Below are 23,771 nucleotides of genomic sequence, written 5' to 3'. Positions count from 1 at the left end.
GTAGTTGAAAATGTTATTTTACTCATGTTGTCCCCTAGTTCTTATTTAGTAAGTTTAAGTATATAAAAAAATACCTATAGATAAAACACTCTTTTTCAAGTGTCCTAACTATAGGTACCATATTAGCTCTCACCTCTTTTTATTAATTTGACGGAGTTACTCGAGAATATAAATTAGAAAACACTTTGGAACCACTTTTGTATACATCACCTTTCGTGTATCCACCGATGGATGAAACATCATCAACTGCATCATACAAGGTGTACTTACAGGAAGAAATTAAGTTCTGTGAATAAGTAGCACTAGTATTGCCATCCCATTTTGGAGTTCCTATATCCCAATCTCTAGAACATGATGTAGGACGCCCATTCCTACCTGGGCCTTGGGAAGAAACATATTGATATCCTTTTTTTACAGTAAATGCTGAACTGGTTCTGCTCCACCATGACTTAATCTGAGAAATTTGATAATATTTTCCGTCTTTATTATAAGCTAGGTACACATATTGTGTTAACCCGCTATATTTAGCCTGACCAGTTTCACTAAGAGATGATACCGCCAAAATCCCGATCTCTTCTACTTGTCTTCCATCTTCAAGAGTTACTACTTTAGAATTCTCTGCATATTTCACATTAGAAATCTCTCCAGTACTTCCCGAGGACATTAAAATCATAGATTTTAGAGGGTTATCAATATCCTTAATAGTGTCTCCATCCTCAACCTTTTTAACAAGTTCCTTTATCTCATCTGATTCTGCTTCGAATGATTGGATCTTTTTATCTCCACTTCCACTGGAACCTAGATAACTATCGTTTTCTTTAGCGTTTGTACTAGGTGCTAAAATCAACAAGAAACTAAAAATCGATTAAATTGTAGCAAGCTTTCTCAATAGAACTCAACTCCTTTAATGTACTTCTACCCTCCTCTGGTTATCTAATTACATATTCTTTAAATATTGAATGAATCCTTTCATTTTTTATAAATAAGACATCAATTGTGTCCATTATTTGACAAATGTGAAATGAAAAACTATTTACTCAAGCAGTAAATTGAAGGGAACCTTAAAGAATCGGGAAAAACAAAATAAAAGCACTTATGATGGTAAAATGAAAACAAAGTACGGGTTTTTTTCGAGAAATTATTACTAGAGTAGTTAAATTATGTTTTTTACTTATTATTCATTGAAAGAAGGTTAAATAGAGGAAAGTTATTGGAAAAACAAAGGACTAACCAGCAAAAGAGGGAACTATTCCTCATCTTGCACGTAGTCATTATTTATTGCTATGGGAATGACTAGAAGTTTAAACCTCATATTCATGCACTTGTGTGACAAAAAGTGCTCTAGATAATGTATTGATCATATTTAAATATATTGATTGAGGAAAACGAGAGGCAGTTCTAGTTCTTATTGAAGCCACTTTGTCTTAATGATAGGGTGGTTTTTATTTTGCGCATAAAAATCGCTAGCTAAAAAAAGGGTGATGTGTTAAAATAGAACAAATGTTCTTATTTTGAAAAACGTACTTAAATAAGAAATAACTTTACCAAAGCATACGCCATTTCAAAATAAAAAGAGTCTTTCTAAATGTAATATTATTTGATAAAATACGTTAGTTAACTTAAATTCAGAATCTTCTTTCTAGAGTATCGCTATCTGTTAAATATGAACATTTCGCATCACAAATAATCAGTATTTTGTTGACGGAGGACAAAAAATGAAAGTTTTTTTGCAATTATCCTGGTTTTTTAAGCAAGAAAAAAAAGCATACATAACGGGGATTGTCCTCTTACTGATGGTAGCTTTTTTACAGCTTGTGCCACCGAAAATTATTGGCATTGTCGTAGATGAAATTGACCAAGGGACATTAGCAGTAGGCAAGCTTTTGTTATGGATTGGATTACTAATAGGCGCAGGTCTATCTATGTACGTTCTGCGTTATTATTGGCGAATTATGATTTTCGGTTCTGCGGTGAAGCTGGCACGCCAGCTGCGGAAGCAATTATTTGATCATTTTACAAATATGTCACAATCGTTCTATCAAAGAAAAAGAACAGGGGACTTGATGGCGCATGCCACAAATGACTTGCAGGCGATCCAGCAAACAGCAGGAGCTGGAGTGCTAACCTTGGTGGATTCTTTAGCAACAGGAGGCTTTGTCATTATAGCAATGGCAATGACGATTAGCTGGAAGTTGACCCTAATTGCCCTTATTCCAATGCCGTTAATGGCAATTTTGACAAGTTGGTATGGAAATATGCTACACCGCCGCTTTCATAAAGCACAAGAAGCATTTTCTGCCCTAAATGACAAAACACAGGAAAGTATAAGCGGAATTAAAGTCCTGAAAACATTTGGGCAGGAAAAAGAAGATATAGAAGATTTTCGCAGACAATCTGACGATGTGGTTCAAAAGAATATTTCTGTCGCGAAAATTGATTCTCTTTTTGACCCAACGATATCAATTGTAATAGGAATCTCCTTTTTTCTTTCCATTGTTTTTGGGGCGCGTTATGTACTAAATAATGAGATCACGATAGGTGAACTTATTTCCTTTACAACGTACTTAGGGTTGTTGATTTGGCCAATGCTTGCTTTTGGCTGGCTTTTTAATATTGTAGAAAGAGGAAGAGCGTCCTATGATCGGGTTTCTCGTTTATTAGCAGAAAAGACAGAAGTATTAGAACAGAAGGACGCGCTTAATTTGGTTCCAAGTGGGAATATTGACTTTGAAATTACTTCATTTATATATCCGGGTGAAAAAGAAGCTGTATTACAGGATATTTATTTTTCATTAAAACAAGGCGAAACATTAGGAATCGTAGGGAAAACAGGTGCGGGCAAGACAACATTATTAAAGCTTCTTATTCGCGAGTTTGATCTGGAAAATGGCAAAGTTACTTTCGGGGGTAGAACAATCACTGAATATAAAATTAAAAAATTAAGAGAGGCAATCGGTTATGTACCTCAAGACCATTTTTTATTTTCAGCTACGATTCGTGAAAATATTGCCTTTACCAACCCCTTGATTGACGAGGAGAAAATTTTTAAGGCAGCTAAAATTGCTAATATTCATGATGATATTCTTGAATTTACAGATGGCTATGACACGATTGTTGGCGAAAGAGGAGTTTCTCTTTCCGGCGGTCAGAAGCAGCGTATATCGATTGCCAGAGCTCTGTTATTGCAACCGGAAGTATTAATATTAGACGATTCTCTGTCTGCTGTTGATGCGAAAACGGAGGAAGAGATTTTACATGCTTTAAAGCATGAAAGAAAAGGGAAAACAACGATCATTACAGCACATCGATTGAGCGCTATTCAACATGCAAATCTTATCGTTGTATTGGATGAAGGAAAAATTTTAGAAAGAGGGACCCATGAGGAGTTAATGGAAATGGCTGGTTGGTATAAGGAAATGTATGTACGTCAACAGTTAGAAGAACTCGTGGAGCAGGGAGGTTCGCTTTATGGAAAATAACAGTAGTAGTGAGCAAAGACGGGTCTTATTCCGCTTACTTGCTTACACGAAGCCTCATATAAAGACGATTGTACTTGCTTTTACATTGCTGCTCATCGCAACTGTTGGAGATATTCTTGGACCTATTCTGGTGTCCATCTTTATAGATGATTACTTAAGACCAAAGAATATTGTTTTTGAACCGCTCCTTATTCTTGGAGCTTCCTACATGGGCATACAAATTATAAATGTGCTTGTTTCATACTTCCAACTTCTTAAGTTTCAAGAAATTGCTTTGAAAATCATTCAAGCGATGAGAGTGGATGTTTTTGCAAAAGTGCAATCATTAGGGTTGAGGTATTTTGATAAAACACCGGCTGGCAGCATTGTCTCAAGAGTCACAAACGATACAGAAGCGATTAAAGAAATGTTTGTGACTGTTCTTGTTACCTTTATTCAAAGCGGCTTTCTAATGGGTGGAATCTTGATTGCAATGTTCGTATTGAATGCGAAGCTTGCGCTATTCTGCTTATTGATTTTGCCGATTCTTTATCTTATTATTCGTTCTTATAGACGTTTAAGTTCAAAGTTTTATCATGATATGAGAGAAAGGTTAAGCCAACTTAATGCAAAGCTTAGTGAGTCCCTTCAAGGAATGGGCGTAATTCAAGTTTTTAGACAGGAAAAAAGGCTTCGGAAAGAATTTGAGGATATTAATGAGAAGCATTTTTTTGCTGGAATGAAAAATATTCGTGTGGATGGTTTATTGCTTCGACCTGCTATTGATTTAGTTTATATCGGTGCACTTATTTTAATTTTAAGCTTCTTCGGCATTACTTCATTTGATAGTCCTGTCGAAATTGGAGTTTTGTACGCGTTTATTAATTATCTTGATCGTTTTTTTGAGCCGGTTAACAATTTAATGGCCCGACTTTCTTTATATCAACAAGCGATTGTAGCCGCTTCAAGGGTTTTTACATTACTAGATGAAGATGAATTAGCACCTCAGCAGGCTTTAGAAGGAGGGAAAATTTCTCACGGACAAATTGAATTTAAAGATATCAGTTTTTCTTATGATGGAAAAAGAGATGTTTTAAAAAATATTTCATTTGTCGCAAGACCAGGTGAAACAGTAGCACTTGTCGGTCACACTGGCAGCGGAAAAAGCTCGATTATTAATTTAATGATGCGCTTCTATGAATTTGAGCGCGGGGAAATACTGATCGATGGACAATCAATTAGAAACTATCCAGAGGATGAATTAAGAGCAAAAATAGGCCTTGTTCTTCAAGATCCATTTTTATTCTACGGGACTATTAAGGAAAATATCCGACTTCACAATGGCGAAATAACAGAGGATGAAGTTGTAGAAGCAGCTGAATTTGTTCAGGCCCATCACTTTATAGAAAAACTTGATAATGGATTCGAACACCAAGTGGTGGAACGTGGTTCGACCCTTTCGAGTGGTCAGCGGCAATTGATTGCCTTTGCACGCACGATTGCTGCCAATCCGAAAATTTTAGTGCTTGATGAAGCGACTGCCAACATTGACACAGAGACAGAGGAGGCGATCCAAACAGCTTTAGCTCGCATGCGGGAGGGGCGAACGACGATTGCTATTGCCCATCGCCTTTCCACTATTCAAGATGCTAATCTCATTCTAGTATTGCATCATGGGGAGATCGTTGAGAGAGGAACACATCAGGAGCTATTAGCTAAAAAAGGACTGTACCATAAAATGTATTTACTACAAAATGGTGTTACGGAAAAGTTGGAAGATGTGGTAGGTTAATGGCAAGTAAGATTGACACAGGATGTTCATATTCTATTTCATATCATTTTAAAGGGATATTTGTTAAAATGGATTAGTAAAAAGACCATTTTCAGGAGTTGTTGTCATGACAGATGTGAACGTCTTTCTTGCTTTCGGGGCTGGCTTCCTTAGCTTTATTTCACCTTGCTGCTTGCCGTTATACCCCGCGTTTCTCTCTTATATTACAGGGATGTCAGTGGGGGAATTGAAAAATGAGAATGCAATGCTGCAAAGAAGGAGCCTTTTACATACGCTTTTTTTCCTATTAGGATTTTCAGTTATTTTTATAGCAATAGGATTTGGAACAAGTTTCATTGGCGAGTTTTACAATCAGTATAAAGATTTAATTCGCCAATTGGGAGCGATTCTGATCGTATTCTTTGGCCTCATGGTTGTCGGAATATTAAATCCTGAGTTTTTAATGAAGGATCGAAAATTTGAATTTAAAAATAGACCTTCTGGTTACTTCGGTTCTATTTTAATAGGGATTGCGTTTGCAGCAGGTTGGACTCCGTGCACAGGTCCAATTTTAATGTCGGTTATTGCTTTAGCAGCAGCCAATCCTAGCTCCGCACTTGTTTATATGATCGCCTATATTCTTGGATTTGCAATTCCGTTTTTTGTTCTTTCATTCTTTATCGGTAAAATGAAGTGGATCCGGAAGCATAATGTATTAATCATGAAAATTGGTGGATATCTTATGATTGTGATGGGGGTAGTCTTGTTCTTTGATTGGATGACGAAGATCATTGTAATGTTTTCCGGCTTATTTGGTGGTTTTCTCGGTTTTTAAATAGTTGAAGACATGACTTTTAACCCTATTATAGTTCTGGAATTGGATATAATTTGGCAAATTAATAAGAAATTTGTCGGATACTATTCGTTGAAATTTCTAACTTTTTCCTTTATATTATTAGTTGAATCAATTTCATGTTTAAAAGCATGTGCTCATTTGTTTTTTATAAATTTTATTTATTATGTAGAACGAGTATTGTTTGCTTTTTAATTTGTTAACACATAGTGAAATCGATTCAATTGAAGCATTTTTTTTAGTAACACAAATTGAAGCTGATAGATGTACTTACTAGAATTGGAAGAGGTTAACCATAAGGATATCTTCTTCGTGAAGTAGCTTATGTTAAAGATAAATCTATCATTTTAATGGATATTCTTTTGTGTTAGTTCTGGGGGTATACAACGATGGCGAGAATATTAATAGTCGATGATGCAAAGTTTATGAGGTTGACTTTATCGAATATTTTAACAAAGGCAAATCATGAGATTGTCGGTGAAGGCGAAAATGGAAGGGATGCTGTTGAGCTTTACAGACAGCTCACTCCAGATCTAGTAACGCTCGATATTACAATGCCAGAAATGAGCGGTCTTGATGCCATGAAGGAAATTAGAAAAGAATTTCCACATGCAAAAGTGATCATGTGTTCAGCAATGGGGCAGCAAAAGATGGTGGTCGAGTCAATTGAAGCTGGAGCAAAAGATTTTATTGTTAAGCCTTTTGACGAAGGAAGAGTTGTAGAAGCAGTTAACCGGGTGTTAAGCTAATATAAAGCCATTTAAGGGAATTGCCTTGAATGGCTTTTGTGTGTATTTAAAAAATGATGTAAAATTCACTTAGATGAGACAAATCCTTGTCTCTTTTGTTTTTTATTTAGTATATAATGATAGGGAGTATCTTGATAAAAAGTGCCAAAGCTTTTTTATTGACTAGTAGGAAAGAATATTGAAATTAAGAGTAAAGGATGTCTCCTATGGACTATGTGGTCATTACATCAATTGGGGCGGTATTCATGGCGATTTTCGCTATGATTGTTAGGATGAAAGCTGCCAAAAAACCCGTGTCTGCGAAAAAGATTATCTTGCCACCTATCTTTATGAGTACGGGTGCATTAATGTTTATTTTTCCAATGTTTCGCGTCACCCCATTAGAAATGATTGAAGCAGTGACAGTAGGCTTTCTATTTTCGATTTTGCTCATTAAAACTTCTAAATTTGAAATTCGTGATAATGATATTTATTTAAAACGCTCAAGAGCGTTTATCTACATTTTAATAAGCCTCCTTGTCATCAGAGTGCTTGCCAAACTTGTTTTAAGCGCAACGATCGATGTCGGTCAATTGGGTGGGATGTTTTGGATCTTAGCATTTGGTATGATCGTTCCTTGGAGGATTGCGATGTATGTAAATTATCGGAAACTGCAGCAGCAGTTATTTGACGATGTTCCAACAAAGACGGTATAAAAAGAGGCTGGCTGTACTATCAAGTTCGACAAATTGAAAAAGGCATTATAAATGGGGGTTCAATTCGTATAATGAATTGGATCCCATTTTTTTTATTTTGCAACAAGGATTTGGAATATTATGTTAAAATATTCTAAAGGAGTTTTCATATGAAAAGATTAAAAGGAAAAAGGTATTTAATTTCTATCTTCTTTATTTTAACAGTGGCTCTAACGTGTTGTACTTCAAGCCCGACCTTCGACCTGTATGAAGGACATTTATTAAGAATAGCAGTAATTGGAGAACGACCCGAAGTAAAGGAGGAACAAGTAGAATTTACAGAAGTTTCATTTGATGAAATAGCAACTGAAGAATTAAAGTTTTACGATGCGGTCTTTATTAGGGAAGATAAGCTGTCAGAGGCCTCTGAAAGCCTATATACAGATATTTATCTAAATTCAACAATTCCATTTTTCTTTATCGGAACTGATAATTTTCTTCCTTTTACAGAGAACGAGTTGGAGTACGACAAGACTTCGAATTGGACTGCAGGTACAAGTTATGCTGTTGGCATTCTTACATCACAAGAAGATGATACATTTAAAAAATGGGAATATGGTTTGTACAATGATGAAAAGAGTGATGAACACATTGAAGAAATGTACTCAAGAATTTTCACAACAATTGATGAACTAAATCAAAAAATAGCAAAAAGGAGCATAATGATTATGCTCCTTTTTGCTATTATTTTTGTTGTTGAGGAAATTATAGATATCGTAGTTGTGTTTAATACTTTCATTGAGAGTATCTACATCTAGCGCAAGTAACCAAAGCCTAACAAACATTGGTATTTGGATTTTTACAGCCTAAGATAAGTCAACTGGAGGTGCGAATACAATAGGTTTCCCATATCAAAAAAACTAGCCCTCTTAAGTTTGTACGGTGTCTTGTGCTTTTGTTCTTAATTTAGTACTACTTTACAAGACAATGTGCTGTTATTCAATGTGTACTTCCAGATCGAACTCATTCGTATAAAGGAGACTCTCTTTTACCCTATCAATTTTTAAAATAAATGCTGATAGGGCGTAATATCGATTTTTTTTTCATTCAGTTTCTTTAAAAGAAATTTATGGTCTCTTTTTGGTGTCGCTAATATGTATCCGCGAATTACTAAGTCTTCTGTCACCTTGTCTCGTTTTTCATTTAAAGTGAGCTCACCTATTTTTCCAGCAATTTTATGCCTTGCCACATCCCGAAAAAGTTCAGGAACAGGACTTACTAAATCTTCAAGTAATTCTTTTTGCTCTTCAGTCCATAAATGTCTAGTTTGATTTACATAGTATTCTTCCCATTCCATGTCCGATTTCCCATCTTCTTTTGGAAGTTTTTTCAGGAATTTTCTGAACATAAAATAACCACCAATAGCCATTGCTCCAGTGAACACGAAAACCCAAATGACAATAAACCAAGCAAACCAACCTTCTAACATTACATTCACCTACATTAAGTATCATATCACCATTATTATAGACGTTATGGCAATGATTAGACAAGGTATGAGTATTAAGTCAATTACATCATCCAAACATGAAAAAAGCTCCCTATGGTGTCGGGCGCTTTAAAAACAATAGTTTATTGGCGGGACCGCCTGGGAATCGAACCCAGCTATCCTGGCACGCAGGACACAGACGGTTTTGAAGTTTACGTTTTGTCAGTCCGCACAATCAACACGCACAATCAGCGTCACATCAACGTTGCGAGCGGTTTTTCGGTCAATCATCCGTACGGTTTTCGCGTGACTCTTGCGGTTTAAAAATAGTCGAAGGGAGTTTTTATTTTGCGGAAAGGAATACGAAGGTATAAGCGCGAACACACTGACGATGTTGCGCTGCTCATGTCAGAAATGTTTGACGAATTTATGCTCGTTAAAAAGGGCGAAGGTTTGGCGAAACGCACGCTCGACGAACACGTTAAACATTTCGAATACTTAATCGACTACATCGGACGGGATTTGTCCGCGCAAGAAATGACGACGGACACATTTACGGAATGGATTTCGTGGATGCTCGAAGAAAAGGACTACGCGCCTGCTACGGTTAATATTCGCGTGCGGACAGTAAGAGCGTTTTTACGCTATTGTTACGAGGACAAAAGTTGGATAGACGAGCCAATTCATCGCCGTTTTAAGCCGGTAAAAGCGCCAATTGATGTAGTCGAAGCGTTGACGCCCGAAGAATTTCGAAGGTTAATTGCGTCCATAAACGACGAAACATATACGGGGTTTCGAACGAAGGTCGTGGCGTTTGTGCTTCTCGATACGATGGCGAGGGTCGGCGAACTTATTAACGTAAAGCGCAGCAACGTCGATTTTAAAAGCTTGACGATATACCTCGAGGCGTCGGATACGAAAACGAGAGTCGGGCGCTATGTGCCGATAAGTAATCGCACGGCTAAATTACTGTCGGAGTATATGCGTGAGACAGAAGAGTTCGGCAATGAGTACGTATTTCTAACGTATGAGGGCGAACAGATAAGCGATGCAACATTGCGCGATAACATGCGCGTAGCGGGGCAAGTTGCGAAAATAAGGGACAAGCGTGTAAGTCCGCATACGCTTCGGCACACGGGCGCGCTGTTCTACATACTAAACGGGGGCGATCCGTTCAGTCTGCAAAAGATACTCGGGCACTCGCACATGAACATGGTGCGTCGATACGTGCAAATGACGAATATGGACGTGCAAAATCAGCACAGCGTATACTCGCCATTGAATTACGTTTTTAAAAATAAATAACGATTTGTTTTCGTCAGCCTTTCGGGGTTGGCGAATTTTTTTTGCGTAAAAGTGCGCAGAACTCAAATATATTGCGTTTAATTCTGTGAAGGCGTAAATAAACAAGAGTTGTTACCATGTCAAAAAGGAGGAGAAAACGCTGAACAGTAAAGAAGAAAGAGCGCTAATGCTCATTGACGATTTGATTGAGGATGGGATTGACGTTATGCAATTAGGAAAGTCACTTAAAGGGAACTCAAAATATAATTACGAGACCGTTAGGACAGTTTTTAGAAGGTCATTCGGGAGTGTTAATGCTGCCTTGAAATCCTACGGTCTTTTTGAAAGTAATGGCATCCCGAATGGATTGGAATTGGAAAGGTGCTGTCATATCACATCTGATTATAAAGTGGTGGTGAATAGGTATGAGAAAGAGCACATAAAAGATATTTATTACCTATCAGACATTGAATTCATTAGATTAATTAGCCCTGTAAAAGATAGTTTAATGCAAGATGCATTGGATTGCTTACTTAGAGATGCTTTTCTTGAGAAAGCTTTACTACCTCGAGTAGGAGATGATAATTCAATGAGTAAATATATAAAGGATAAATATGGTAGTATGTTCAAAATGTTAGATACCCTAGGTTTAGGTATCTTGGCAGACAATATCGTCTATCAGTGCAGTGACTGCGGGGATTTAGAGCCGATTAGTAATTTTGCTCAAAATAAAGGAAAGCCCTACGGCATAGAAAGTAAATGTAAGTTGTGCTTCTACTCATCAAAAGACAAAGACTGTATGACGATTAACCGTCATAAAAGGAGGGCAAAAGAGAAATACCTTCCGTGTAATCTAATCAAAACGGAGTACACTTATGATCAATGTTTTTTAACAAATTATACTGAAATTAGCTTAGAACATGCCTTACCAATTTCGATAGGTCACGGCGGAACAACTAAAGGTAATTGTTACCCGATGCGCTTAGATTTGAATATTTCTAAAAACGATAAGCATTTATTTCTTTGGTTCAAGGCGAATAAGCAACGATTCGAACTTTCGCAAGAAAAATTCGATAGACTCGTAGATTACTTGGCGGTAGTCAACGGGTTAACATCGGAAGAATACCGCGAGTTCTACGATTGGTGTTTCGCTAATCCACGCACAGTAGACGAAATAAAACGCGACCAACGTCACTCAATCGAAATATGGCGAGAATCGTCCGGCAAGCAATTTCCGTTACCTGCGTACACACAAACGTATTACTCGACGGAAAGCGAGGCGGTGTCATGAGCGAAAAACTCGTATCCATCGAAACGCAATCGGAATATTCAATACCCGACGGAAAAACGGAAACTCGCATATTCGTAAAGATGTACGTAGGCGCCGTGCGTGACGGACTCATAGCCGACATGGGCACGAAAAACTGGACGACACTATGCGTCATTGCATCGTTTATGAACGAAAAGCGTGAATGTTTTCCGACACAAGCGCAAATTGCGAAAGGGCTTGGCGTAAGTAGGCAAACGGCAAACAAATATATCGCGGACTTATTGGCGTACAGATGGCAAGGTAAGCCGGTTGTACATGCGTTAAAAGAACGTGACGAGCAAGGGCGGTGGGAAAATACGCGATATACGGTGTTGCCGATTAGTCAGCTTGCGATATTTAAGAGTGACGAAAATAAACCCATGTAAATACGTACTGACACCGTAATCACCGACACGGCAAACTTTGACACTAAGAAGAACTATGTTTTAAGAAGAACCATCTTTAAGAAGATAAAAGATTGCGCCAATTCCATTTCATTACATTGTCGGGGTAATCAACTTTCAAGGTGACAAACCTATAAAACTTTAAAAATGTTGAAGGTTAGTTTCTTCAACTATGAGGGTGAAAGGTGGAACATAAAAGGATGGCAAAAAAGAAAAAGTTAATGTTTCCTATGAAATGCGACAGATGTGGTAAAGAACCCTCGAAAGAGGATAAAAATGAATGGGAAGTAATTAAATTAGATTGTTCATGCGGAGGGAGAATTACAACTGATTTTACTAAACCGTATTACGAATAACCAATTTGCTGTAATCAGCAGAAAGGTAAGGAGGATTTTAATAATGACACTACAAAAAAAGTTAGTCTGTTGTGACCACTGTGGAAAAGAAGTCCCAATTGATAAAGCACGTAAGACTAAATGGGAAGGAATAAATCATTACTGGTATTACTGCAATAGATGTGAAATAGGTGTATTTGGCGGTAAATCAGCAGAGTATTGGAGAAATGAATATTTGAAATTAAAAGAAAACCACGATAGATTGCTAACTACAATGCGTCACGCAATCTTAGACAATTAACGTTAAAGGCAGGTGGGTAATTTGGCTAAAGATGAAAAATATATTATAAAAATTGATGATGATTACCTTGTTGGATTTGAAGGTAGAGGATTCGCTAAAACATCACATAATGGGTGGAGCCAACAACCAACAGAAATGGGAGAAGTACAACTTTCTATGTATAGAAGCGATGCAAAAGTATTTGACGGTAAGATTAATTTAAAAAGTGGATTAAACAAACTTTACGACAGAATGAGATATGGTAATTTTGATTTTGACCATTTGGAAATATATAGATACGAATATTCAGAAAAGAATGGAGAGTAGACTAAGTGAAAATCAAAGCGTATGTAGATAGGTATAAGTGATAGTGAGTAGTCGCAATGTACTTAAATAAAAAGGAGGAACGGACGTATGAACAAAGTAACTTTACCACGCGAGGTTGCCGATGTTTTAGGAGCAGTCAAAACGGAGTATTCTCTATTTAATATTATCGAATCTTTGCGTTATTACGGAAAAGGTCGTAAAAGCATACCGGACAGCAGACTCGAAAAATTGCACGATTGGTGCGAAGAGGACGAAACGACAGAGCGCGAAGATTTAATAATAACCGCACTCGTCAACGGCTACGAAATCGAACAGTCGCCCGAAGATAAGTTACGCGAGTATTACGAAGGAGCGAACTTTCTTCGTTATGATGCGTCTGACCTAGCCCCAACGGAAAGACAGCGTATGATTGGTAAACAAATGGGCGTTAGAAGAACGCTAAACATCCTCGGAATCAAAATCGAAGGCATCAATGCAGATTCCACGTCGAAGGAGGCTGACGAATAATGGCGTATCCTCGCAGCGAACAAGAAACGACGCTCGTATACGAAAGCGAAACGAACGAATGGCGCGCATACTCGACCGTGCCGAAGCACATTCGCAAACTTCAATCGCTAGCCGACGTCGACGTTCTCGAAGTTGACGACAACGGCAGCCCAATCGCAGTCAAGGCGGTGCTGTCCGATAAGCAAGTGGCGATGAAAAAAGAACGCGTGTATACGGAGGAACAGCGCAAAAGGATGGCGGAGCAAGCGCGGCATTTGCGCCCGAAAACGACGAGTACAGCCGAAGAAAAACGGATTGATTAACCGTCCGAGACTAATAGGTCTAGGCGGGCAAACAACGGCTGAAATGCCGTGAAAATTAAGGAGGAATGACGTGTGGAAAAAATCGAATTAAATGACGGTAAATATACGGTAGTAAATGAACTGAACAGTGGCGGAAAGTTTTACGCGTTGAGACATGGCGAAGAATGGCGTAGTCTAGCAGGCGACAATTTAGTCCTCGCGATGTTTCACAAAATCGAAGAATTGTCGGAGAAATTATCGCAAGCCGAGGATTTACTTTCGGAGGCGCACGATTTGCTTGACGATGTTCATTGCTACGAGACGGAGACTTTCGAGGCGATTAGTCGATACTTCAACGGATGTGATGACGAATGACAAACGAGGATTTACAAGCGATAAAGGAACGCGCGGAAAAGGCGACGGCGGGTCCGCGGGTACTAGCGCCTGAACTTTGCGGACCGGAAGGACAAGGCGTATACGAACCTGATTCATTCGGCTGTATCTGCGAAGTAGGCGACCCATATCCGCGCGGAAATAATCGGCCGCAAGAAAATATGGAGTTCATCGCCAACGCTCGCGAGGACGTGCCGAAGTTGGTTGCGGAGGTCGAGAGATTGCGCAATATTATCGAAATACTCGAACAAAAATCGCGTATCCCAGAGGGTAACTACGATTATGTTTCGGTTAATATGCTATGGGAGGTACACCTACTCGCAAAGGAGGCGATATCGAATGACTAACCGGAAACCACCCGCAAAAGACTGGCGCAATCGTGAAACCGCAGACTGGACGGTGGCGTCGTTTCAGCAGTACCTCAAGGACACGCACGAACAGCGCTACGGAATCGCCTATACAACGCGGTCATACGGATTAGAGGGGCGCTGGCTCAAGACGATGTTAACCGAACACGGCGCGGAAGTTTTGCGAGCGTTCATTGACGCTTGCTTCGCGGAGTATCGTCCGACGGCGCAGTATCCCGGACTTAACTTTGCGTTTATGTTTACGTATCAGCGGGCGCGAATATTGCCGCGAGTGTTGGCGGAGTTTAAGCGGGCGAGGGAGGCGGAAGCACGACGACAGGAAACGCAGATTGACGAAGACGAATTGTTCGATTGGCTTTAATTAAAAACGGGGAGGAATGCGGAATGGTAAACATAAATTTTTCGGAATTAAGTTATGACGAATTGGTATCGCATGTAGATGCCGCAGTAACAGCGTTAAGACGACGCGCCTATTACGAAGGCTATCAGCAAGGTAAATTCGACGAACAAATGGACGCCCTCATGCCAACCATGGCGCAAGAGCACCGCGACGAAATCATCGAAATGGCAAAGCGTGATGTGGTAGCAATTATTGAACGCGGTCAAGACGCTAATGCGTACGGAGACACATCGGAAGGAAACGAGACATATCATCATAACTTTTACGTCGTAGAATTCTCGGTGAATAGAGAAAAGCGGACTGTTGTCGCATTAATCAGATATCAAAACGGAAGTAGAGTCATACACCGAGGAATCGCCAAGTGCGCCCCAACCGACTGCTTTAACGTTCACATCGGCAAGGCAATAGCGCTTCGCCGTGCGCTAGGACTCGAAGTGCCTGCGGAGTATACTAACGCTCCACAGCCGACGGAGGTGCGTGAGGGCGACGTAATTGACGTGTTGTCATACGACACTATCTCCGTAAAAACGAAAAGCGGCAGAACCGGAGAGATAGCGGTTGGCTTTGAGCGTAATTTTATCGAGAAGGGTTACGGAAGAGTGATTGATGATACACGCGATGGTGACGCCGAATGACAATCGTACAAGCCGTACGAAATCTAACCGAAGGCAACTCATCCGCAATCGTAAGCGTAGTAGGCAAGCGTTATACGACTGCGGAATTACAGCCGAAAATGATAGGCGAGCAGGCTTGCGTGTTTAATCGCGCAGGCATGACGGAAGCCGAACGGAAAGGAGCGTGGAGTGTTGAATCGATTTATTAACGTATTGTTATTCGTTTTGGAGTCGCTATTCATGGGCAGTTTTACTATTTTCGCAGTATGGGCGGTATTAAATCACGGCCCGACACCCGTGAGAATCATATTTTCCGTAATGCTCGCGTTAGTAATAGGTCAAGCTTTTGTTATCGCGGACAAAACAATCGGAAGTGAACGTTCTTGACGTTAAACCGACGGCTGAAAGTCGAAGTAAATAAAACTTACGGCGGTTGGGATTGAACGATGGACGGGAGATACGATGAGCCACGCGTTAAAGGCGCAGACAAACGCCGACGGGCGAAGTATCAACGTACTATCGAAAAACGAACTACACGGAAGGAGGCGCAACACTTTGACGAACACACACGAAAATACTCATGCGCAGCACTGCATATTATTGGCACACTGCAAACTCGCAAACTCGCCGTCGTGTAATCGCACTTGTTCGCACTTTATCGGTATGCATGGCATGACCGGCAAGTCGGGGCGTGCTGGGCTCGCCAATGTGCCGGCTGATTATCGACTAACCACGGTAGCAAATTCGCCAGCGCGCGCGAGTCAGACGGAGGCTTATCGATTAATCGACGCTTATGTTGCGACATTTGAACGACAATTCTCGGAAAACTCGGGGCGGATTAAGTCGCTGTACCTTTGGTCGGAATCGCCCGGTACCGGCAAAACTACGACGGCAAGCGCCGTGCTAAACGAGTGGCTAATCGCACATTACATCGGCTCGATTAAACGAGGCAAGCAACCGTTGCAGCAGCCGGCGTATTTTTTGGACGTAAATAATTGGCAAACGTTGTTTCTCGGATTCAATCGCGGTAACATTCCGCAGGACATCGCCGAGCAGTATAGCCGTCCGTATTACCAAGCGATGGAGCGCGCGAAGCTTGCACCGTTCGCAGTCCTTGACGATATTGGTGTGCGCGGGGCGAGTGACGCTTTTAGGGGCGATTTGCATACGATTATCAACTACCGCACGGCGAACGGACTTCCGACCGTGTATACTTCGAATTTGCCAATCGAGGATATGGCGCAAGTGTTTGACGCGAGGCTGTACGATAGGATGCGCGATATGTGTGCGACGATAGAGTTTGAGGGTATATCGAAAAGGGGGATGCGAAAGTGAGGATAATAAAATTTAGGGCTTGGTTACCGACAAATAATCGAATGTATGAATTTGATGAAAACGAATCTTTAGGAGACCACTTTAACCGATTGATTTACGGTTTCGGAAAATTCGAATTAATGCAGTACACAGGTTTAAAAGACAAAAACGGGAAGGAAATTTATGAGGGGGATATTTTAAAAGTTTGGCAAGAAGATGAATATGTCCCTAACCGAGACAGTGGTGGTGGAATAGTCGATTACGACGGTAAAGAAGGATTTTTGCAAATTGGGAAGGTCGGTTTTCAAGGATGCTCCTTCGATTACAGCACAATTAAAACAATAGAAGGAAAACATGAAGAAATTCATGCGCCTATCGACTGGATTAACAATTACAGTGTCATCGGCAACATTTACGAAAATCCAGAGTTATTGGAGGCGACCGAATGAAACCGATAAACCCGAAATTTGCGTTCGGCGACCGCGTCTATGTTGCCGGTTACTGGCCACGCGTGTTCCAAGTCGACGGCTACCGACGCGAAGATTACGCATACCCCAACGAGCAATGGACGGAGTTAGTTTACGAGTTGCACGACGTCGTGACTGCGGAATGGCTAGAAGCGGATGAAAGCGACTTGACGCCGGCGGGAGAGCAGGCGTTTGATGCGACCGATTTAATTGTCGGAATTGATTTCGCGACGTTGTTTCAGCCGCGCAAGCCGACCGCAAGGGAATTGGCTGAGAGGCGTAAGACCGAGCGGCAGGAGCGCGTCGAGCAAATCGATAACTTGCTAGATATGCGTGAGTGGTACCGGAAGGCGATGGAGCGGACGAATGACGAAGCTTATGGTGCGCGGATAATGGCGATAGATGCGGAGTTGAAGAAGTTGGTAGGTAAGGAGTAATCGAAAAAAAACTGCGAAGTAAGGAGGGTGATTAGATGGCAGGTTTTACAATTCGTTGCAATAACTGTGGCAATGAAATAATTACAGGTGATGATTATAAAAGAAAAAACGATAAAATATCTCTTTATGGTGATATTCGGCAATATGGAACAATGAACGAGTATATAGAACAGATACTATGGTGTGAACGGTGTGACAACAATACAGAGTTTGATGATTAATGCACAGTTCGAAGAAACTACTTTGCAGAAGTATTTGCCACGTTCTACAAATTAAAAAAGGAGGGCGAACGCATGCACGAAGCACAACTATTATTTTCGAAAGTTATCGATAACAACGACGTCCAAGCGCTAACCCGTTTCGGCATCACCGAGCGCATGCTTCCAACGGAAGGCGATAGGCAGGTCTTTCGTTTTATCAACGACTACGCAGCGCAGAATCGCGGGCAGGCGCCATCATACGCTGTCGTGTCGGATAATTGTCCCGATTTTGTTTATGCGCCACAAGTAGGCGACAGCTACGAATATTTGACGCGTAAGGTTAAGGAACAATCGGCGATGCTCGAATTCGTGGAGTTGGCGGAAAATGAAATACCGAAGAAGTACGAGGAACTTGGGTTTAAGGATATTTTTTCGTTCTTTGAATGGTTGCAATCCGAAGTCGAATCGATTAAAATTAGAACAAACGTTCGTGAAAAAATAGGACGAACACTCGAAGAAATAAAGTCGGAATTTTTAGCGGAGTATAAAAAACGGGAGGTCGGAAAATCTTTTAAGCGATGGGACACGCCGTTTCCTCGTCTGACATCAGAAATCAGCGGATGGTTTAGTGGTGATGTGTACGGAATAATAGGCGAATCTGGTCGGGGAAAAACTTACCTTGCGATAAAAATAGTAGATTCGTTGCTCCGACAAGGCGCTAACGTACTCGTAAAGTCGTTTGAGGTTAAAGAATACGTTTGGATTTCGAGGTTAATCAGTGTCGCTACTGCTAACGACGAGTTATTAACCGACGAATTAGGACGAAAGCTAGGACTTCCAAACAAGCGGATATTGTCGGGAAATTTAGACGATGAAATCCGAGATAAATTTGTAGAGGTGGTCGAACTACTTGACGAGTATTACCCCGGACAACTTTATTTTCAAGGAAAAAGCAGTAGCGAATTAACCCGTACACTAGACGACCTTGAACGAGAATTATTGCAAGGGGAAATTGACGCGGTGTTTATCGACCCTTTCTACGGTTTAAATGACGTTTACGGCAAAAACGTTAACAAAACTACAGGAGGTGCGGCAGAGCAAGCAGCGTCTCGTTTTGAGCAAATTATAGGCGACAATGACGTCGTTGGGTTTTATACCGTGCAGGCATCGGTTGAAAAAAAGAAACGAGACGATGAAGGTAATCGCGAACTAAAACTGCCTACTCGCGACCAAGTCAAGACGTCAATGAGACTACTCGACATTGCGACAAATTTAATCGGTTTTGATAGCGTAGAAAAAGAAGGGATTGCGATGGTTGGAATTGAAAAAGGGCGTAATGGTGGCGAGGACTTTACTTTAGAACTTACGGCGCTATTTGATTACGGTGTTTTAAAAGAAATGGAAACAGGCGAAGCGGAGGCGAGTCATTTCGACTTTTAATGCGCGCGAGGGAGGGGAAACGCAAAACTATGTCGAATACAATTAAAATACGAGGACAAACGGTCGACGTTGACGTGCGCGCAGAGTTAGAAGCGTTCGAGTGGACACGGCCGCGTTGGTCAACCGACAAATTAATCGCAGCAAGTCCTTTTCGCTACGACCAAACGCCAAGTTTTTTCGTTCGCCTCGAACCATATGGCGATTATCCGCCAGGCACATGGTCGGACAGCGGAGCATACGACGCGGAATGGCAAAGCGGCAACTTTGTTAAACTGCTCGCATTCCTCCGCAATGAGACCTACGAGGAAACGGAAGATTACCTACTTTGCGCCTATGGAAACGATTACACAGCCGACGATATAAAACTTAAACCGATTCGCCTGCGAATTCAGCGAGGTAGACAGTCGTTGAATAACGTCATCTTGGCGCCGTATGCCGAGAATTACGATTATTTATTAAAACGCGGAATCAGCCCGGACGTCCAGCGGCAAATGGGCGTCTTGCACGACGCAGGAAATAAAGCGGTCGTGATTCCGTGGCGATTGGCGGACGGGCGACTGGCAAACGTAAAGTACCGCAAAACTTACGGAAAGGCTTTTTGGTACGCGAATTCGCCCGACGCAAGACCAATACGAGAATTAATTTACGGCATTGACCATGCGGCGAGCCAAACGGTGATTTGCGAGGCGGAAATTGATGCGATGAGTTGGCGGGAAGTTGGGTATGCAGCCGTGGCGGTTGGCGGCTCGAGTTTTAACGAGTACAAGCGCGACGTGCTGCTTCGGTCGCCTATCGAGGACTTAATTATCGCAACAGACAACGATAAAGCAGGCGGCAAACTGCGAGCGGAAATTGAGCGATACATGCGTGGCTATATGCGATTGAATAATGCGTATGTTGACAGTCGGGTAAAAGACGCAAATGAGGCGTTGGTGCGGTTCGGAGTGCAGGCGTTGAGGGATGCGGTCAAAAAGTCGGAAGGACGCAAATCGCTGAATTTAAAAATACGTTAATTAACGTACACTTGCCCGCGGTAAGGCTACGAAATTACTTTCGTTCGCTCTTACCTTTCGCTTCCTTTTCTGCCGGTATCCATTCGTACAAGTCATCGATTGCACAACCGAGAGCAGCCGCGATAGTCTTTGCGCTGTCTATCCACATTCCGTGTTTGCCCTTTCGGTTGTGTATCTTATCGTTAATGTACTGCTTACTCATACCGGTTTTATCGGCGAGGTCTTGTTGCGTTAAACCTCGGTCGTCAAGAAGCTCCTGTATACGGCATCTTCCGACTTTATACGTAACAAACACCTCCAAATGGGATGCAAATTCATATTAACTTATTTTAGATTTATTGACAATATTTTCTTTACATGCGCAAACGCACATGTTATAGTTAGTTTATAAAAGGTGCGCTTAGGCACATTCAGAAGGAGTGTTAACAATGACCCTTGAAAATATGATAGGAGTAGAAGATGCTGCTAAGTTATGGGGGTTGAGTCCGAAGTACATAAAAAATTTATGCGCGGAAGGAAAAGTAAAAGCAAAGAAAATCGGAAATGTATGGGTAATTGATAAAACACAAGAGAATCCAAAGAAAAAGAAGTAATTAGAAGGGTGTTGAGTGTTAGTGATACTTTCTACAATTGAAGAAGCTTTAGATACAATCGAACCAAAAATTTCATGGGCGGATATAGCAAAAGCAGCCGGTATTACTAACAGCGCTCTGTCGCATTTTAAGAAGGGAACAGAATTGAAGTTTCCTACTTTATTAAAAATTGCGAAATTTATTTTTAAAAGCAATTATTTTAATATTTTTAAAACTTGGTGTATGAATTTGCAACAACCTAAAAATGTCAGATACGCAATGGAATTTCTTGCAGTTAATAAACTTGTTGATGACCTTGACGAGTTAATAAGCCGAGTAATACAATTTCACAATAATCAAGAGTTATTGGAGTGGACAACAGCATATAAAATACAAGTTATGTATTTAAGAAAAGAACCTATCTCAAAAGTTTCAAACGAAATACGCTCCTTTTCACCGAAATCTGTTGAATTAAAAATGTTAATGAGTATTTTAGAAGCTAGTTGCAAACATCGTTTTGGCGACTATAATTCGATGGCAGCGGTCGTTGAGGGCTTAATGGATACCTTGAATGAAATTGACGAAGATTTTATAAAAGATTCTTTTGAAATTAGAATTAAAGAATTACTTTCATATGTAAATCTGTATACTTATAATAAACCGGAAGAAGCAAGAATATATGCAAAAGAAATAATTTCATCGGATTTTTGCGCAACTTTGACTGCTCATTCGTTTTATATAGTAGGAATGTCGCACTTGTTAGATAACTATGATGAGTGCTTGGGTAATATCATTAAATATAGGGACTTGCTAATTAATCTAGGTAGAATGGAAGACGCGAAAATAGTAGATGAAAACGACATTCCATTCGTAAAAAACGTCTGGATGAAACATAGTAAGAGACCAATAACAAGCGACATTTCCGAAATAGCGCATTTTGAAGCACTGATGGGAGATAAGGAGGAGTCAATTAGATTAATCGATTCGGTGATTGAACAAGTTGGAGTGAACGGCTTTAAATTATATTACAAAGGACTAGCCACCGGCGATAAATCTTTATTTGTGCAATCAATAGTCTGCTTTACAAAACAAAACGGTAAGTTTTTTGCAAATTTACCATATCGTTTCGTTAAAGATGACCCCATGTTTGCTTCTATTGCGAAATTATTAATGCAAGATTAGGAGTGGATTAGATGAAGAAAAAAATTATCGGCAGTGTAATCATCGCAGCACTATTGTTAGGAGGACTAGGAGCTCTTTCCGGTGGTAAAGAAGTTGCTGACCCCGGAAAAGGAGGACTAAAAAGTATTCCAGTAGAAAAAACAGCGTATGACCCCGGTCCTGGCGGACTGTAAAATTTAATTAATACCCAAGCACATCTAAAGAAGGGCTGATAACCCTTCTTTTTTTCTATTCTTTTACATAAATTGAACGTTTTCCCAAAAATAAAAAATACTAAACTTTCTAAAATATTCGGACAAGCGGTGGTATATTTATTTCATCAAGTACGTTAATTAACGTATAAAAAATTGCGCGGTATTAAAATTACGTTCGTTTAATATTGTGAAAGCTAAAAAAGGAGTGTTTAATTTGAATAGAACAAAACAACTAAATGAACTGGTATTAATCTACCAAAAAACGAAAAGAGACGAAGTGTTTACGGAAATCTATCAGATTGTTTCGCAGAAATGGAACAATTTAGAAGCGGTAAGCAAGTCGGTAAGGTCTACGGTTTGGGACGTAATCGCGGTTTATGAGGACGCATTAATCGAAAGTATACGCACTTGGCAATCGGTCGGAAACTTCGAACATTACCTAAACGTTAACATTGTACGGAGGCGGTGCGATTTATACCGCAAGAGTAATAGATTAAGAACTTCAGAGGTCTTAAAAATCGACGGCGCGGAAGCGGCAACTTTCGAAATCGCCGACGAATTTAATCTCGAGGAATATGTCACCGCAAAGAAAAGAGCCGACCAGCGGCAACTGATCGACTCCCTTCTCGACGGTGCGGACGAAACAACGACGGCAATCGTTGAAGCGTTCCTCAACCACCCGAAACCAACAGCGACGGCAATCGCGAAGGAATTAGGCTGGCACCATTCGAAAGTATTACGCGCATTAACTCGCCTGGCAGCGAAGTTTGACCCTAAACAGCACGGAGATTACACCGACTATTTAGTCGCGCTTTAATTTTTGGTGGATAAGGCGTTTAGACAATACGTCCTATCCCCGTTACTCATTATACGTTAAATGAGTCTAGTTGGCTATAAGCAACACGTTTTTAAGCGTACAAAATTTTGCGACAAATTTCAAGGGACAAAAGGAGTGCTTTACGATGATAAAGCGAAATCTAGCGATTGATAATAAAACGTTATTGCAACGAAAAATAGAACGAATTACTCACGACCCTAATCGAATTTATGAGGGCAAACCAGTTGCCGACTATATGTCATCAATAAAGGCGGTGCGACTCGGATGAATGTCGTCGATTTAAACGAAATCAAACGCATTAAGAAACGCAAACAAATCGAAGCTATGTACGTTGCATTTTACGGAAATAGTTGGGCGGTGAGCAAATGACGGGGGCGATTACGATATATTGCGCAATGCTTATCGCCTATATCATTGGCGCGGCGTGGAAGGCGAGCGGCGAATAAGCCGGCGTCCGTCGGAGGTTATTGAGGCAGTCGTTAAGTAATTCTGTCGCCACATTACGCTAATAACGCTGATATGGTTTCGACTTGCTATTCGATAACTTGCGACGGGCGTGGGACGCCATGCTCGCGAAAAACCCGTACGGCGGAGTTGTGGTTGAGTCCGTACCTATTG

Annotated in this window: 31 protein-coding genes; 28 read left to right on the top strand and 3 right to left on the bottom strand. The window is 40.6% G+C overall.

The genetic code is table 11. The annotated features are described in order from the left end of the window. Window positions 1-142 precede the first annotated feature (142 nt). Complete coding sequence (locus tag PZE06_RS21520; protein ID WP_191963553.1) at window positions 143-850, bottom strand: hypothetical protein; 708 nt, start codon at window positions 848-850, stop codon at window positions 143-145. A gap of 865 nt (window positions 851-1,715) precedes the next feature. Between PZE06_RS21520 and PZE06_RS21515 the strand changes: the two genes are divergently transcribed. From PZE06_RS21515 to PZE06_RS21490, 6 genes are all read left to right on the top strand, one after another. Continuing rightward, window positions 1,716-3,479, top strand: coding sequence for an ABC transporter ATP-binding protein (locus tag PZE06_RS21515; RefSeq protein WP_151025821.1), 1,764 nt, complete (start codon window positions 1,716-1,718; stop codon window positions 3,477-3,479). Further along, window positions 3,469-5,250: an ABC transporter ATP-binding protein gene (locus PZE06_RS21510; RefSeq protein WP_151025820.1), complete on the top strand. Its 1,782-nt coding sequence runs from the start codon at window positions 3,469-3,471 to the stop codon at window positions 5,248-5,250. Before PZE06_RS21515 ends, PZE06_RS21510 begins: the two co-directional genes overlap by 11 nt. 106 nt (window positions 5,251-5,356) lie before the next feature. Then, window positions 5,357-6,064 (top strand): cytochrome c biogenesis CcdA family protein, encoded by a 708-nt coding sequence (locus tag PZE06_RS21505; protein ID WP_151025819.1) that lies wholly within the window; start codon window positions 5,357-5,359, stop codon window positions 6,062-6,064. Between the two features lie 407 nt (window positions 6,065-6,471). Beyond that, window positions 6,472-6,831 carry a response regulator gene (locus PZE06_RS21500; RefSeq protein ID WP_151025818.1) on the top strand — a complete coding sequence of 120 codons (360 nt, stop codon included), beginning with the start codon at window positions 6,472-6,474 and terminating at the stop codon, window positions 6,829-6,831. Between the two features lie 206 nt (window positions 6,832-7,037). After that, window positions 7,038-7,526: a CcdC family protein gene (locus tag PZE06_RS21495; RefSeq protein ID WP_151025817.1), complete on the top strand. Its 489-nt coding sequence runs from the start codon at window positions 7,038-7,040 to the stop codon at window positions 7,524-7,526. A gap of 149 nt (window positions 7,527-7,675) precedes the next feature. Next, complete coding sequence (locus PZE06_RS21490) at window positions 7,676-8,323, top strand: hypothetical protein (RefSeq protein WP_191963552.1); 648 nt, start codon at window positions 7,676-7,678, stop codon at window positions 8,321-8,323. 245 nt (window positions 8,324-8,568) lie between these two features. Here PZE06_RS21490 and PZE06_RS21485 read toward each other — a convergent pair whose 3' ends face one another. Next, the gene (locus tag PZE06_RS21485; RefSeq protein WP_095308394.1) at window positions 8,569-8,994 is read right to left on the bottom strand and encodes a DUF2621 domain-containing protein; all 426 of its coding nucleotides are present in this window, start codon (window positions 8,992-8,994) and stop codon (window positions 8,569-8,571) included. Window positions 8,995-9,342: 348 nt separating this feature from the next. Between PZE06_RS21485 and PZE06_RS21480 the strand changes: the two genes are divergently transcribed. The 17 genes from PZE06_RS21480 (at window position 9,343) to PZE06_RS21400 (ending at window position 20,367) form a co-directional block, all read left to right on the top strand. Then, window positions 9,343-10,299 (top strand): tyrosine-type recombinase/integrase, encoded by a 957-nt coding sequence (locus PZE06_RS21480; RefSeq protein WP_151025816.1) that lies wholly within the window; start codon window positions 9,343-9,345, stop codon window positions 10,297-10,299. Between the two features lie 166 nt (window positions 10,300-10,465). Next, the gene (locus PZE06_RS21475; protein WP_151025815.1) at window positions 10,466-11,569 is read left to right on the top strand and encodes a hypothetical protein; all 1,104 of its coding nucleotides are present in this window, start codon (window positions 10,466-10,468) and stop codon (window positions 11,567-11,569) included. An 80-nt stretch (window positions 11,570-11,649) separates the two neighbouring features. Then, complete coding sequence (locus PZE06_RS21470; protein WP_275792039.1) at window positions 11,650-11,973, top strand: helix-turn-helix domain-containing protein; 324 nt, start codon at window positions 11,650-11,652, stop codon at window positions 11,971-11,973. Between the two features lie 417 nt (window positions 11,974-12,390). Further along, a complete protein-coding gene (locus PZE06_RS21465; RefSeq protein WP_151025813.1) occupies window positions 12,391-12,627 on the top strand; it encodes a hypothetical protein in 237 nt (78 codons plus the stop codon). Window positions 12,628-12,648: 21 nt separating this feature from the next. Next, window positions 12,649-12,933, top strand: a complete 285-nt coding sequence (locus tag PZE06_RS21460) for a hypothetical protein (RefSeq protein WP_151025812.1) — start codon at window positions 12,649-12,651, stop codon at window positions 12,931-12,933. An 87-nt stretch (window positions 12,934-13,020) separates the two neighbouring features. Beyond that, window positions 13,021-13,440, top strand: coding sequence for a DUF1642 domain-containing protein (locus PZE06_RS21455; protein WP_151025811.1), 420 nt, complete (start codon window positions 13,021-13,023; stop codon window positions 13,438-13,440). Continuing rightward, complete coding sequence (locus PZE06_RS21450) at window positions 13,440-13,742, top strand: hypothetical protein (protein WP_151025810.1); 303 nt, start codon at window positions 13,440-13,442, stop codon at window positions 13,740-13,742. The genes PZE06_RS21455 and PZE06_RS21450 overlap by 1 nt, the downstream gene beginning before the upstream one ends. Window positions 13,743-13,814: 72 nt before the next feature. After that, window positions 13,815-14,096 carry a hypothetical protein gene (locus tag PZE06_RS21445; protein ID WP_151025809.1) on the top strand — a complete coding sequence of 94 codons (282 nt, stop codon included), beginning with the start codon at window positions 13,815-13,817 and terminating at the stop codon, window positions 14,094-14,096. Further along, window positions 14,093-14,461, top strand: coding sequence for a hypothetical protein (locus PZE06_RS21440; protein WP_151025808.1), 369 nt, complete (start codon window positions 14,093-14,095; stop codon window positions 14,459-14,461). The genes PZE06_RS21445 and PZE06_RS21440 overlap by 4 nt, the downstream gene beginning before the upstream one ends. Continuing rightward, entirely contained in the window at window positions 14,454-14,843 is a 390-nt protein-coding gene (locus PZE06_RS21435) for a hypothetical protein (protein ID WP_191963551.1), read from the top strand. Before PZE06_RS21440 ends, PZE06_RS21435 begins: the two co-directional genes overlap by 8 nt. Window positions 14,844-14,866: 23 nt before the next feature. Then, the gene (locus PZE06_RS21430; protein ID WP_151025807.1) at window positions 14,867-15,517 is read left to right on the top strand and encodes a hypothetical protein; all 651 of its coding nucleotides are present in this window, start codon (window positions 14,867-14,869) and stop codon (window positions 15,515-15,517) included. Between the two features lie 534 nt (window positions 15,518-16,051). Next, window positions 16,052-16,831: a P-loop NTPase family protein gene (locus PZE06_RS21425; RefSeq protein ID WP_151025806.1), complete on the top strand. Its 780-nt coding sequence runs from the start codon at window positions 16,052-16,054 to the stop codon at window positions 16,829-16,831. After that, window positions 16,828-17,259 (top strand): YopX family protein, encoded by a 432-nt coding sequence (locus PZE06_RS21420; protein ID WP_151025805.1) that lies wholly within the window; start codon window positions 16,828-16,830, stop codon window positions 17,257-17,259. Before PZE06_RS21425 ends, PZE06_RS21420 begins: the two co-directional genes overlap by 4 nt. Beyond that, entirely contained in the window at window positions 17,256-17,714 is a 459-nt protein-coding gene (locus PZE06_RS21415; protein ID WP_151025804.1) for a hypothetical protein, read from the top strand. Before PZE06_RS21420 ends, PZE06_RS21415 begins: the two co-directional genes overlap by 4 nt. Window positions 17,715-17,749: 35 nt before the next feature. Beyond that, window positions 17,750-17,935 carry a hypothetical protein gene (locus PZE06_RS21410; RefSeq protein ID WP_151025803.1) on the top strand — a complete coding sequence of 62 codons (186 nt, stop codon included), beginning with the start codon at window positions 17,750-17,752 and terminating at the stop codon, window positions 17,933-17,935. A gap of 72 nt (window positions 17,936-18,007) precedes the next feature. Further along, window positions 18,008-19,354, top strand: a complete 1,347-nt coding sequence (locus PZE06_RS21405; protein ID WP_151025802.1) for an AAA family ATPase — start codon at window positions 18,008-18,010, stop codon at window positions 19,352-19,354. A gap of 29 nt (window positions 19,355-19,383) precedes the next feature. Continuing rightward, window positions 19,384-20,367 (top strand): toprim domain-containing protein, encoded by a 984-nt coding sequence (locus PZE06_RS21400; protein WP_151025801.1) that lies wholly within the window; start codon window positions 19,384-19,386, stop codon window positions 20,365-20,367. Between the two features lie 34 nt (window positions 20,368-20,401). Here PZE06_RS21400 and PZE06_RS21395 read toward each other — a convergent pair whose 3' ends face one another. Continuing rightward, the gene (locus PZE06_RS21395) at window positions 20,402-20,662 is read right to left on the bottom strand and encodes a helix-turn-helix transcriptional regulator (protein ID WP_151025823.1); all 261 of its coding nucleotides are present in this window, start codon (window positions 20,660-20,662) and stop codon (window positions 20,402-20,404) included. A 133-nt stretch (window positions 20,663-20,795) separates the two neighbouring features. On the opposite strand from PZE06_RS21395, the gene PZE06_RS21390 reads away from it, so the two are divergent. The 5 genes from PZE06_RS21390 (at window position 20,796) to PZE06_RS21370 (ending at window position 23,421) form a co-directional block, all read left to right on the top strand. After that, complete coding sequence (locus PZE06_RS21390; protein ID WP_151025800.1) at window positions 20,796-20,960, top strand: helix-turn-helix domain-containing protein; 165 nt, start codon at window positions 20,796-20,798, stop codon at window positions 20,958-20,960. A 15-nt stretch (window positions 20,961-20,975) separates the two neighbouring features. Beyond that, on the top strand, window positions 20,976-22,121 hold the full coding sequence (locus PZE06_RS21385) for an AimR family lysis-lysogeny pheromone receptor (protein WP_151025799.1): 1,146 nt from the start codon (window positions 20,976-20,978) through the stop codon (window positions 22,119-22,121). A gap of 11 nt (window positions 22,122-22,132) precedes the next feature. Beyond that, window positions 22,133-22,294, top strand: a complete 162-nt coding sequence (locus tag PZE06_RS21380; protein ID WP_191963550.1) for a hypothetical protein — start codon at window positions 22,133-22,135, stop codon at window positions 22,292-22,294. A 235-nt stretch (window positions 22,295-22,529) separates the two neighbouring features. Then, complete coding sequence (locus PZE06_RS21375) at window positions 22,530-23,132, top strand: sigma-70 family RNA polymerase sigma factor (protein ID WP_151025798.1); 603 nt, start codon at window positions 22,530-22,532, stop codon at window positions 23,130-23,132. Between the two features lie 145 nt (window positions 23,133-23,277). Beyond that, window positions 23,278-23,421 (top strand): hypothetical protein, encoded by a 144-nt coding sequence (locus PZE06_RS21370; protein WP_191963549.1) that lies wholly within the window; start codon window positions 23,278-23,280, stop codon window positions 23,419-23,421. The last annotated feature ends 350 nt before the right edge of the window (window positions 23,422-23,771 follow it).

It is taken from the genome of Robertmurraya sp. DFI.2.37 (genome assembly GCF_029211245.1).
In the GTDB taxonomy this organism is placed as follows: Bacteria; Bacillota; Bacilli; order Bacillales; family Cytobacillaceae; genus Robertmurraya; species Robertmurraya methanolica_A.
Note: the sequence above shows the minus strand (reverse complement) of the source record. Positions and strands in the feature narration are given on the sequence as shown.